The following is a 12,627-nucleotide window of genomic DNA, read 5'->3' as shown; positions in this document are numbered from 1 at the left end:
TGTATCCTTTTTGCTTTACTACCCTCAACGTTGCCAAACTATTTACCGTATATAAAGTAATTAGCAATTGAATGGCGAAAATGTTTATCTATACTGCAAGTTAACTATATACCTAAAGCAAAAATACCGTCAATTCAGCGAGAGTTTAACTAGCAAAGCCTATAGTCTGGCTCTAAGCTTGGTTTAATTTAATCAGATGGAGTAATAATATGGATACGACAAAACACGATATGAAAACGTTGTTTGCACAATTGGGTTTACCTAGCTCAGAACAACAGATTGACGATTTTATTGCTTCTCACTCACTAGAAGACACAACACTTTTACAACAAGCTCCTTTTTGGGATGAATCACAGCAGCATTTTTTAGCAGAATCGCTAGCAGAAGATGGCGCGTGGAGCGAAGTAATTGATGAACTTGATGTGAGGCTTCGCCAAGAAGGTAAGTAATACTAATTTGCTTAATTATGCGACCTATTTTTTGGTTCGATAAACGTGTTTATAGCTAAGCAAAAATTAACTATTTGCTTGTTCTAGATGAAAAGTTTTTAACACAGGTAGCGACCCGTTTAGCCCCGCAAAATGATTAAGTATTATTGCGAATTGGTTTAATCCCCCCTCTGCTTATACCAAGGCTTTATGCGCCTTGGTATTGTTGCTACTATAGCACCCGCGCAGCAAACACTTGCTGCGCTTATATATTAAAGAGTTACAAATCTAATGAATGCAGTTGTATTTGATGCAATTAAAGTCCTTCTTGATGAAGGCAAAACCCCTACTGTTGCCCTAACTAAAAGCCGTTTAGCACAACCTGTGCCTATGCCGGTTATTATTGCCGCAGTAAGCCAATATAAAAATAACCCTGATTCAATTCATAATTTAATGAAAAACCCTGAGCAGAGCATCGTTGAGCCTAAAACATCTCAACTCGATCGCATTGAGAAAAAACTCGATAGGTTGCTAGCCCTGTTAGAGCAAAAATAATTTGAGACTATAAATGTTCGTTGTTGATTTAACGTTTGACTGCTACCAAGACACCACCCTAGAGCACGCTGAGCAAGCCATTAACCGATTAGTTAATGCACTGCGTTTTAATGGCCAAATTATGGGTGAAGAATTCCCAACTGTACTAAAAGATGGCTATTTTATTACCCGTGTAATGTGCCCAACCGAAGACGCCATGCACCCATTAAATAATAGCCCTTTTGTTAAACACAGTATTGAGAAGCTGCACAGTGCAGGTTTACTTGCTCCTAAAATAAAAGTTATTGGCCAAGACATTCACTCAAACGGTGCCGATACCTGTAAATCGCCTTCAAGCTATATTTTATACACAACCTATGTGCATACCTGTAGCCCACTGTATTGTGGTGATGACTTTTTACCCGTGCCATTATTTACTATTCCGGCCATTGCTAATGGGGATTATAAAACACTCATAAAATGGCAAGAAGATTGGCAAGCCTGCGATCAAATACAAATTAACGGCGCTACTCGGTGTGAATTTCCAGCGCTTGAAGAAATATCAAGCACACAAAGTGACTTATATCGCCGCGGTAAAGACATTGCTAAACGTATCCGCTTTTTAACTCAAAAACCGGTTTATTATTATTTATACCGTGTAGGCGGTGTAGATAAAGCCTCAGAACTTGAGCGTAAATGCCCTAGCTGCAATAGTGAGTGGAAATTACCAGAGCCGTGGTTTGGGTTATTTGATTTTAGGTGTGAGCCGTGTGGGTTGGTATCTAATGTTTCGTGGGATTTTCAGTAACTAAAAGCCCGTACTTTGCAAAATAAAGTTACACACCTTATAAAAAATCAGCTTAATGCATTGCACTAAGCTGATTTTTTAATGCTCAATTAAATTAAGTAAAGGCGGCGAGTAAGGCTACAATATCGTTACTTTTTTCTGTAATAACTAAGCAACCTTTAACGCGTCTTGCACAGGGCTTATACTGCACAATAATTAACGATTACTGCACATTGGTTTAATTAATCTAAACCTCAAGCGCTTTTAAAAAAGATTCTATATTGGGTGCAAGTACATGATGCGGCTTTTTACCTACGTACTCTAAACATACCTCACCGGTATTTACCTGCACGGTAACCAGTAAGTCATCTTGCTCAGTTAAACCAATGAACAGGGTTTCTGGCTGCTTTAATTTTCGTTTCATTAATACATGACCGGTAATATTTTGTTGCAGCAGGTCAAAATCATCTTTATTCCAAGCTTGTAATAACTCCACACGGTGACCATCTATGCTGGCTAAAATGCTACCGCCATACATGTGCCCATAAAACTCATCAACCCCTGCTGGGAAGCTCAGTTCAAGCGCGCTAGCTAAGTCTGATAATGAACCTGCGGGGGTTTGCAAAGCACTTTTCCATTGAATATTGCCTTGTGCGTCTACCTCGCCGAACTCGCAAGGGCTAGGCCATTGTTCATCGTGTGCCATAAGCGGATATTTAGCGGTGTTTTTAACGGTTTTTACACAAAATTGCGTGTGAAGTTGGGCCATTTGCATTGCAACAGACATACTGCGAAACTCATTTAAATTAGATATAATGTCCCTATTGTAACTATTTAAGAGCAAACATGACAGATTACAGCAATTCTCCAGACCTTAAAGGTAGTGTGTTAGGACAATCTACGGAATACGTAGATGTATATTCGCCTAGCTTGCTTTTTCCTATTGCCCGCAAGTTAAATCGTGATGCTTTAAATATTGACGAAGCCGAGCTGCCCTTTAAAGGCCAAGATATTTGGACAGGTTATGAGCTTTCGTGGTTAAACGCTAAAGGTAAACCGCAGGTTGCCGTGGCGCTGTTTACTTTTGCGTGCCAAAGCAGCCATATTATTGAGTCTAAGTCGTTTAAACTTTACTTAAATAGCTTTAATCAAACCCGCTTTGAAAGTATTGAGGTGGTAAAACAGCATTTAATTGAAGACTTATCAAATGCGGTAAATAGCGATGTAGCGGTAACGTTATACGCACCTGATGACTATAACTGCTTACTTTGCACGCCATTACCAGGGCAATGTATTGACGATTTAGATATTGAAATAGATAACTACGATATTGACGCCTACTCACTTAAATCAAAAAGTGACACCCTGGTTACTGAGACCCTGCACAGTCATTTGCTTAAATCTAACTGCTTAATTACCTCGCAGCCAGATTGGGCCAGTATAATTATTCGTTACACTGGTGAGCAAATATGCCATGAGGCACTCTTGCGTTATTTAATTTCATTTAGAACCCACAATGAGTTTCATGAGCAATGTGTAGAGCGTATTTATAGTGATTTAACCACACAGCTAAACATTAAAGAGCTTGAAGTTTATGCGCGTTATACACGCCGCGGTGGGCTGGATATAAATCCGTATCGTTCAACGCACTATAACGATACGCCTTTTGCGGTAAAAATTAATCGCCAGTAATACCAATCGACTTAAATATCACCATAAAAAAGGAGCTTAAGCTCCTTTTTTATACCCGTTATAAGCTAATCAATGCGCTTAGTCGGAATAGGCATTGCGCACACATCAATATAATTATGGGCGTATACAAACCAAGGTTCGGTACGATTTTTTCGCGCCTCAATCAATTCTCTAAATGATTGCGAGTCTGTTTTCATAACATTAAAGGTGCTTTTATCACGCTTAATATCGGCTAATACCTCAATGTTTGTAATTGGGTTAAATGGCGTATTAGCAACAGGCTTACGCTGTAAACGATTAAAGTGCTGCATACCTTCAAGCACTCTTCCAAATACGGTAATATTTTTATCAAGGTAGCGCGGACCTTGGCCAATGGTGACAAAAAATTCAGTGCTTGCACTGTTTATCTCATTGCCACGCGCCATGGCAAACACACCGTGGCAATGTACCTGCCAAGTTTGTGTATTAGAGGCGTTTTGTGCGACAGCAAAACCGTTTAAAAACCCCGTTACAGGCGCGTACCCATCACCTTGCAGCTCTGTAATTTTAAGCGGCTGTGTGGTGCTATGGTAAAACTCTGCAGGCACAGTTTTATTAGCCGTTTTAATTGCTTTATTGCCTGAGCTGTCGCCACCTTGTGCTACAAACCCTTCAACAAAACGATAAACACGGGTATTTTTATAAAAGCCTTCTCGTGCAAGTTGTTTTATGTGCGCAGTATGTTTAGCTGCAAGCTGTGGGTTAAGCTCAACATAAGCCGCCCCTGTAGGCAGCGTAATTTTTAAAACATTTTGCTTGTCTACATTTCGCCATTCGTGCGCTTTAGCGTGCTTTATTACCTCGCTTGCGCTACGGGTTGGGGTTTGTTGAGTGCCCGCGTGTTGCTCTGTGTATTGGGCGCAGCCAGTTAATCCTGTTATTAGTGCTGCTAAATATAGTCCTTTCATATAATCCTTATACTGCCTATTTAGTCCCAATCAAACTTATAGAGTAAATCAACATTTTGATTTAAACCACTGGTGATCTCTACATAAAATTGCGAAAGCAGCTGATAGCGAATAGCGACCTCGCTGAGCGAGTCAAATACCCCTACGCTGTATTTAACTTGTAAGCTAGGCGCTACATAGCCCGATATTTCAAGCTTAGTGTTATCGCCAGAGCCCGTTGAACTTAAGCTTACATCAGATAAACCAATGGTTTCGCCAACTTTAGATACAACGCCTTCACTACGGCTCACCCCTTGTGAGAGCAATAACTGAGTAAGCATAGCATCGCTTGAACTGTCGCCCTCGCCTAGCGGCTGCCCATTGAGTAAATAGGCCAGCGCTTGTGCTTGATCCATTGCCGGCTCAGAAAACACTTTTAAGGTAGGTTGCTCAACGTTACCAGTAAGCGTAACACCAGCCACAACATCGTTTGCTGTGGTGTCTGGATTACGGATGGCTTTAATATTTAAAAACGGTTGCTCAATTGAGCCACTAAACCCTATTTGCCCAGTACTAATAATTAAATCTTGGCCAAAAGCTAAATACGTACCATCAATTAAATTTAGCTCGCCGGTGGCAATTATAGGGGCACCTTGGCTCATTTTGATGGCTAAATCACCCGCTATCTTCGACTCAAGACCAAACGATTCTATTTTTACATCGTTTTTAACAATCACTTTTAAATTTACATCGTAATCAAACGGCACGTTTTCTGCCGTTTCAGTTTGTTGATCAACAATAATCTCATCGTCACTCACTTGAACGGCGCCCTCTGGCAGCTCTTCAATCATTACCCTGCCATAAGGCACAATCACTTCGCCAGACAGCTTTAATGCATTATTTGCAAGTCCAATGGTTAAATCAGGCGATACTTTAAACGTCACGCCTTGCTGCGCGCGAACAAAAAACTGCTCGCCGTTAACGCTTACATTTACCTCAGGCTGTGCACCTTGCCAATCTACGTCGCCGGTTAGGTTGATTTTACCGCCTTGGGTGTCGTTTAAATTACCTTTAATTGTGGCGGTGGTTTTATCAAATAAAATATTTACATTAGATTTTTGCAATACCACCGGCAACTGCTCACCTTCTAAATTGATATCACTGACATTTAGCTCACCATTTAATAGTGGGTCTTGCAAAGTGCCAGCAACTGCCACGTTTCCTGTTATATCGCCTTTTAATTGCTCAAGGGTTTCGAGAAATGGATGTAAGTCTGATAGCAATATTTTATCTATATTAAGGTGACCGTTTAATGTTTGCTGATTTTGAATATCATCAATATTAATTTCGGTGGCTATTTTACCTAGCACACTTGAGCGTAAATCGGCCTCTAGCTTACCCGTTTGAGAATCAGTGTAGGCACTGACTTTTAGCGTTTCGATGGGTAATCTAAACCGGTCTTCCTCTGAGGTAAGAACAGCAACAAGGTCGTGCGCATTTAAATTAGCGCGAAGTGTTTTTAATGCGCCCTCGTTCCAATTTGCAGCAAAGTCGCCGCTTATATCACCATGCGTACGCATGTTATCTGGTAAAAAGTGTTTAAGCTCTTCAAGCGCTAAATTGCTCAACGTAGCATTAATTTGGCCCAAGTTTTTAGTTTGCGCAAGGGTGTTAATACATAGCTCACTTTTGTTTGATCGCCAACAATGCGCACTCACATCAAAATCGCTGGTTTGGGTATTAAACATCACCGCAATTTTTTTACTATTACTAAAGCTGAGTTTTTTATCACTTAGCGTTATATTACTGAGCGAGCCATTCCACACGTCATTATTGAGCTTACCGGTTACTTCAAGTTCAGCAGCGCCTTGCTCTGCATCTATGGCGGCAACCAGCTGATGGTCGGTTTTATCGCCAGTGGCAGTTAGCTCAACACTATTAATTACCTGATCAGCAACCATTGCTGAGCCTACGTTTAAGCTCACATCGGTTTGCCAATCTGCGGCTGTATCGAGCTGACCTTTAAGGGCGAGTTTATTAACGTTTATGTCGTTATAAATAAAGTTATCGAGTAATAACGATAAATCAACGGCGGGGGTTAAACGGGGTCCTCTAACTTTTAAATCGGCCTTACCGTTTGCAACAAATGGCAGATTAGTTTGCTCATTTCCTGTCAGTGTTACTTTTCCGTCAACCTGCCAAGTGTCGTCAACTTGCCCGCTCAAGGTTAATTTATTGGCACCGCTACTTAAATACAGGCTGTCTATGTTGGCTTTTAGCGTATTGTTAAGTGTAAAGTTTGAGGCAAATTCAAGCGGTGTTTGGTTCAGTGTACCTGCAAGTTGTGTATTATCCATTTGCAAGTGCCAGTTTTGCCCTTCGCTGTTAAAGCGCCCTTCTAGCTGGCCAGAAATATTACTTGTAAGCGCATCTGTTAAGTATTGTGCTTTTAAGCTATTTAACGAACCGGTAAAGTCGGCTTGTATGCCCTTTTGCCAATTAACATTACCTTTAAATATTGCACTACTGTCGTTTGCTTTTAGGCTTAAGGTACTTAGCTGCGCTTGGCTAAGCGAGCCGTTTAATTGCGTGTTTAATACTACAGCTGGATAGGCACCTAATTGGCTATGCGCTTTTAAACTTAGCGTGTAATCATCCGCATTACCCGAGGCTGATAAATCAACATTATTTACTTTTAGCTCGTTACTTTGAGCGTCGATCAACCATTGCTCAACTTTACCGGTAAGTTCAAACGGATAATTTTTTTGTTTTAAATTAGCCGTTGCCGTTAGATTTAATGGGTACTGACCAGTCGTGTGTAAATTTATATTTAAATCAGATAGGTCACCACTTAACGCTAAATTCGCTTGGTGCAAGTCACTGTTTAGCGCTACTTTAGCGTTTAATGGTAAGTTACCTGCAAGCTCACTAGTTAACTCTGTATTTAGTTGCCATTGTTGGTACTGCGCGCTAAGCGTTTGTAAGTTAACTTTTTCATCTTCTACATTTAATACAAGCGCTATATTTTCGATTGTGTGAGTTTGCTCACCTTGCTCAATATCTACCTTTTTAACGTCAAACTGCTCTACCCGTAAATTAAGGGGCGATGTAAATTCTATATCTGGTAACGCAGGCAGCGCTGTTAGCGCCTGGCCTTGATTAGCCGTTGCTTGATTAGATGAGGCGGGTTGCTCTTTAAGCTTTACCAATACATCACTAATAGTTAGGCTTTTTAGTGCTAAGGTTGCATCTTCAGCTTTCGCTGCAAGGGTAAAGTTATTTACGGTTACATCAGCACTGGAATGATTTAATACAAATTCGTTTATTGCTACATTTTTAACGGCAATATTAAAGGGAAACGTAATTTTAGCTAATGGCTCTGAGGTGCTCTGTTGCGTGGCTTCGGGTGCATTGCCAAGGGCAAGTTTGATTGACCGCGCACTTACATTTTCAATACATAGGCCATCGCACTGCCACCAAAATAAATCTATTTTAAGCTGCTGCGCTTTAAAATCTGTACTTTGGTTTTTAAAGCTCACATTAAACGGGTTGTTATATAAAAAACGCCCTTTTTTAATCTCGATATGTAAGCCGTCCACCATTTTATTGGCACTATAAGCAATAAATTGATTACCGGGCGCAGTAAATAACAAACAAAATATAATAACGGCAAGCGTGATTAAAACGCCGATGACGGCGGCGGATATTTTTTTAAATACTGACATTAAATTTCTGGCCCTATGGTAATGCTTAAACGTGTGCTTTTACTTTCTTTAGTAAGCCCCCATGCATGGTCTACTTTTACAGGGCCAATGGGTGTTAAATAACGAAAGCCAAAGCCTGCGCCCACTTCAAAGTCGTCCGAAAAGTCATTTGTGGCAGTACCGCCATCAACAAATAAAGCTGCACGCCAATTTTGTGCAAATTGGTAATTGTATTCAATAGTACTGGTTAGTAAGTATTTACCACCGATTAAATCACCGTCTTCATCTTCAGGAGAAATAGACTGATAAGCAAAACCACGTACACTTTGGTCACCACCGGCATAAAAGCGCAGCGAGTAAGGTACGTTTTCAATATTATCGACCAGCATGGCGCCCACGTTCGCTTTTAAAAAAACTAAGTGTTTATCTAAATAGGTTCGCAGCCACGCATGCTGCAGCTGCACCCGCACTAAGTTGGTGGTTGAAAGTACATCATCTAAACCAAACTCAGCCGAAATTAGCCACTGCTCACCCCAATAAGGCGTTGTGCCTCCTTTTGACTTTTTGCGGGCATAGCTAATACCGGGCATAAGCATTTCGGTGCTTTCTTCTGGTTCATCACCAATGCGGTATGTTTCTTGGTCTCGACGTAAAAAGGCCGTGCGTACCCATTTATCTTCAGTTAACCATTGGCGTTGCAGTTGGCCGGTCAGTATTTCACTGTATATGTCATCGGCAAGTTCATCTTCTAACTTGTAACCCACTGATAAACGCCATAAATCGTCGTTAGGGTCATCTACCGGAATGGTGTACGCCATAGAAATATCTTGCTGTTTCTCAGCTACATTTAAATTGCTTTCCAGATAATGCCCATCTTCTGTGATCCAGGGTTTACTCCATTTAAAACGCACTTTCGGCCCCAGCTCGGTATTAAAGCCACCGCCTACTTCGTAGCTATTAGCAGGTTTGTGTAGCACATCAATATTTATAGGCACTTGTCCGTTGGCTCTTGCTGGTATATCGGCATAAATACGCACGCTTGCAAAATACGGTGTGCTTGAGAGCTCAAGGTTATAATCGGCAATTTGTGTGGCTTTATAAGCTTGCCCTTGGGTAAAAGGTGCAAGTGAACGAATGTATTTTTCTGCGGGGGTTTCGCTGGCAATGGTTATATTGCCATACGTGTAGCGCACGCCGGTATCTATATTAAATGTAATAACGGCACTGTTTTTTTGCACTGATACCGCAAGCTTTCGGGCTGGCCATTTAGCATCAAAATAGCCTAGCTCTAATAGCATTGACTCTATTTTTTTATGAGCTGAGTCGTACCTGCCATGATTAAGAACATCGCCCTGGGTTAAATTTAAGTTTTTAATAACGTTTTGTAATTGCGAGTCGTTTTTACCCTCACCATTAAGCGTTATATTAATAGCTTCTATGCGCGTTGCAGGGCCGCGCTCTACTTTAACGATAAGCTCTTTGTCGTCTTTATCAAACTCAATGTCTACCGTTGGGTTGTAATACCCCAGCGCTTTAATACTGCTTTGCACTTGCTTTTTAGCATAGCGGCGCAAGGTTCTGGTGGGTTTTTCGCCAACCAGTTGTTTTAAATAGAGCTCAACGTTACTTTCTAACTCGCCACTAATCCCTTTAATTTCGTAATCTTCAATTACCCTTTGCTCAGCGCTGGCTTGAGTGCTTATAAAAAAAGCTAAAAAAAACACAAAACGTAATAACTGTTTGAACAAGTAAATATCCTTACTTTTTATTCTTTAAAATTTAACCACCAATGAGTTGCATACTACCATAGCCATAATGAGCAACACATTAACTTAATGGTAATCTTGCACCAAATTTCACTCCCCTTTAAAGCCTATAAAGTTAAAATTAATACGCTTTAAAGCAATATTTTGGTTACAATAGTGGCTACGAATACAAAATTAATTTTAAATGAGTTTTTAATGCAATTCCCTGATGATGATAACGGCCAACTTTTAGCCGAAATAGCCGCTGCTGGCGTTGATTTAAGCAAAATGCACCAAATCGATTTTTTCATTTTATTTGAACAACAAGCTGATGCTGAAAAATTTGCCAAAGAAATAATCTCTGATGCATTAGTACAAAGCGCAAACGTTGAAAAATGTAAAGACACTGGCGTGTGGGAAGTGATTACTCATGTACAAATGGTGCCAGAGCACACATTGCTTGGCCAAGCAGAGCAATACCTTGAAAGTATTGCTAATAGTTATAATGGCTATGGCGATGGCTGGGGTTTAATGGACGAAGACGCCGCTTAACAAAAATCAGTTAAGCTTAACCGCTTAACTGATTAGCTTTTCTAAAGTTGCCAGAGTAATCAAATAATTTATCAGATACCTTCCAGCCATACTTTTTACTTTTACGCGCGATAACAAAATCGGGGGGCACTAAATCAAACTGTGCCTTTATAACCTGCTCAGCACTTTTAAATTCGACAGGCGCTTGCCCCTGCCCTAGGCGTTTACCAAACTGTTTATTAAAAATATACTGCCCGCCTTTACTGGCAAGGTTATAGACCTCATCGCAACTTGCACCATCTTCATCAAAGTAGGTTATTTTAATTAAGTCATCTTTAAGTTTTACCACTGATAACCCACTACAGCGCAGTACTAACGCATCTTTTAAATTAAGGGCGTTACGTAGCTTGTCGTCGGGGTCGGCCATTACTGCGCCGCAATCATGGCATTTACGAGCTGCTATATCGTTTTGAGCGCCGCATTGTTCGCACTCTTTAAACCTAAACCGATAATCGCATTGCTCTTTATGGCCTTCGTCCTCTTCTAATAAACCTTGGCAGCGCCTGCCAAAATGTTCAACTACTTTGCCATCAGCATCGGTTTTTCCCCAAAAAATATTTGCAAACCCACACCCAGGGCAAAGCACTTGAACGGGCTCATTATCGCTATCACCTTTTTTATCGCCCACCTCAGGGTGAAATAAATCAAAGCCGTTGCCTGCGTAATCTATAACTAAGCAGTCTGTTTTTCCTTCATTTAGCCTAAGCCCACGGCCAACAATTTGTTGGTATAAGCTAACCGATTCGGTGGGACGTAAAATAGCAATAAAATCGACATGCGGCGCATCAAATCCGGTGGTTAAAACAGAAATATTAACGAGGTATTTTATGTTTTTTTGTTTAAATTGATTTATTAATTTATCGCGCTCTGCATTGGGGGTATCGCCAGTTATAAGGGCACTTTGCTCTGCGGGTAAATAAGTTAAAATTTCTTGCGCGTGCATAACCGTTGCCGCAAATATCATCACGCCTTGGCGGGTTTCGCTGCATTGTATTACCTGCTTCAGTATAGCTTGCGTTGCGCGCTCACTATTTTTTAAAAGCGCATTCATGTCATCAGTCGTATATTGACCAAACGCATTAGTAGCCAAGGACGAAAAATCATAATGACTAATTGCCGCGTCCACTTCATTTGGCGGCGTTAAGTAATTATGTTTGATCATATACCTGAGCGGTAATTCAAATATACAGTTTTTAAATGGACTTTCTTTATTACCTTTTACAAAACCATGGTAATGATGATGGTATATCCACCCCATTCCTAATCTATAAGGTGTGGCCGTTAAACCCAATACTTTTAACTGAGGATTATATTCTTTGAGCGTATTTATAACCTTTCCATATTGGCTTTTTTTATCACCATTTACTCTGTGGCACTCATCAATAATAAGCAAAGAATAATGCTCATTTAATTTATTTAAATTACGCGATAAAGACTGAACACTGGCAAAGGTAACTTGGTGGCTGAGTGATTTTTCTTTTAACCCTGCTGAAAATATACTCGCTTCTAAACCAAAACTTTTATATTTTTGTGCGTTTTGTTCTACCAACTCTTTAACATGTGCAAGCACCAAAATTTTTTGCTTAGCAATACGCGCAAGCTCTGCAATAACAAGGCTTTTACCCGCACCGGTAGGCAGTACAATCACGGCAGGATCATTTGTTTTTCGAAAATGTAAAACAGTGCGCTCTACGGCCTCTTGCTGATACGGCCTTAATTTATAGCTCATGAAAATAGTAAATAGAATAACCAGAAATGCAGTTTAACAAATACTAAGCGACTGCGGGGAGTTTAAGGTAAGTTTTGGCCAATTAAATCTAGCGTACAAAGCGTAAGCCTTAGCCTAAGTTTAGTTATTAAGTTATACGCCATTAAAAAGAGAAGCCGTAGCTTCTCTGTTACTTTATTAAGCTAGGTGCTTTTGTAAATCAACACCTTCAAACGCTTTAGGGCGACGACCACGACCGGTCCATTCAATCACTTCGCCATCTACTTCAATACGATACTTAGCTTTTACTTTAGTACGTTTATCTGCAGTACCGTCTTGTAAATCTTCTAACGTAAGTCCTTTTTCTTTTAAAAGATCCAACACTTCCTGTTTAGCTTGTAGCTGCTCAGTATATTTTGCAATCGCATCAGTGATTAATTGTTGTGCTTTTTCTAGCTCAGTTAATGATGCTGTTTTAATAAAAGATCGAACTTCTTTCATTTATATCTCGC

At 40.4% G+C, this 12,627-nt stretch carries 11 protein-coding genes; 5 read left to right on the top strand and 6 right to left on the bottom strand.

What is annotated here, in order from left to right; translation table 11 throughout:
• Window positions 1-209 precede the first annotated feature (209 nt).
• The 3 genes from PSH41_RS08135 to PSH41_RS08125 all read left to right on the top strand — a co-directional run bounded on the left by PSH41_RS08135 (window position 210) and on the right by PSH41_RS08125 (window position 1,770).
• Complete coding sequence (locus tag PSH41_RS08135) at window positions 210-449, top strand: DUF2789 domain-containing protein (RefSeq protein WP_004585970.1); 240 nt, start codon at window positions 210-212, stop codon at window positions 447-449.
• Window positions 450-719: 270 nt separating this feature from the next.
• A complete protein-coding gene (locus PSH41_RS08130; RefSeq protein WP_004585969.1) occupies window positions 720-983 on the top strand; it encodes a hypothetical protein in 264 nt (87 codons plus the stop codon).
• A gap of 13 nt (window positions 984-996) precedes the next feature.
• Window positions 997-1,770, top strand: coding sequence for a Zn-ribbon-containing protein (locus PSH41_RS08125; RefSeq protein ID WP_004585968.1), 774 nt, complete (start codon window positions 997-999; stop codon window positions 1,768-1,770).
• A gap of 226 nt (window positions 1,771-1,996) precedes the next feature.
• On the opposite strand, the gene syd is transcribed toward PSH41_RS08125, so the two are convergent.
• Window positions 1,997-2,536 carry a SecY-interacting protein gene (gene syd / locus PSH41_RS08120; RefSeq protein ID WP_273588929.1) on the bottom strand — a complete coding sequence of 180 codons (540 nt, stop codon included), beginning with the start codon at window positions 2,534-2,536 and terminating at the stop codon, window positions 1,997-1,999.
• 59 nt (window positions 2,537-2,595) lie between these two features.
• On the opposite strand from syd, the gene queF reads away from it, so the two are divergent.
• Window positions 2,596-3,441: an NADPH-dependent 7-cyano-7-deazaguanine reductase QueF gene (gene queF, locus PSH41_RS08115; protein WP_273588930.1), complete on the top strand. Its 846-nt coding sequence runs from the start codon at window positions 2,596-2,598 to the stop codon at window positions 3,439-3,441.
• A gap of 65 nt (window positions 3,442-3,506) precedes the next feature.
• Here the strand turns inward: queF and PSH41_RS08110 are convergent, their stop codons facing one another.
• Genes PSH41_RS08110 through PSH41_RS08100 form a run of 3 tightly spaced genes read right to left on the bottom strand, consistent with a single transcriptional unit; the run spans window position 3,507 to window position 9,795 of the window.
• Window positions 3,507-4,388, bottom strand: a complete 882-nt coding sequence (locus tag PSH41_RS08110) for a peptidylprolyl isomerase (RefSeq protein WP_273588931.1) — start codon at window positions 4,386-4,388, stop codon at window positions 3,507-3,509.
• Between the two features lie 20 nt (window positions 4,389-4,408).
• Window positions 4,409-8,092 (bottom strand): autotransporter assembly complex protein TamB, encoded by a 3,684-nt coding sequence (tamB, locus tag PSH41_RS08105; protein WP_273588932.1) that lies wholly within the window; start codon window positions 8,090-8,092, stop codon window positions 4,409-4,411.
• Entirely contained in the window at window positions 8,092-9,795 is a 1,704-nt protein-coding gene (locus tag PSH41_RS08100) for an autotransporter assembly complex protein TamA (RefSeq protein ID WP_443197757.1), read from the bottom strand. The genes tamB and PSH41_RS08100 overlap by 1 nt, the downstream gene beginning before the upstream one ends.
• A gap of 237 nt (window positions 9,796-10,032) precedes the next feature.
• Between PSH41_RS08100 and PSH41_RS08095 the strand changes: the two genes are divergently transcribed.
• A complete protein-coding gene (locus PSH41_RS08095) occupies window positions 10,033-10,368 on the top strand; it encodes a ribonuclease E inhibitor RraB (protein ID WP_024033700.1) in 336 nt (111 codons plus the stop codon).
• A gap of 16 nt (window positions 10,369-10,384) precedes the next feature.
• On the opposite strand, the gene PSH41_RS08090 is transcribed toward PSH41_RS08095, so the two are convergent.
• A complete protein-coding gene (locus tag PSH41_RS08090) occupies window positions 10,385-12,136 on the bottom strand; it encodes a DEAD/DEAH box helicase (RefSeq protein ID WP_273588934.1) in 1,752 nt (583 codons plus the stop codon).
• A 177-nt stretch (window positions 12,137-12,313) separates the two neighbouring features.
• Window positions 12,314-12,616, bottom strand: a complete 303-nt coding sequence (locus PSH41_RS08085; protein WP_004585960.1) for an H-NS histone family protein — start codon at window positions 12,614-12,616, stop codon at window positions 12,314-12,316.
• Between the last annotated feature and the right edge of the window lie 11 nt (window positions 12,617-12,627).

The sequence above is a fragment of the Pseudoalteromonas sp. CST2 genome, assembly GCF_028599385.1.
GTDB lineage: Bacteria > Pseudomonadota > Gammaproteobacteria > Enterobacterales > Alteromonadaceae > Pseudoalteromonas > Pseudoalteromonas atlantica.
The sequence above is the reverse complement of the archived record's forward strand: the minus strand, read 5'-3'. Positions and strand labels throughout refer to the sequence as shown.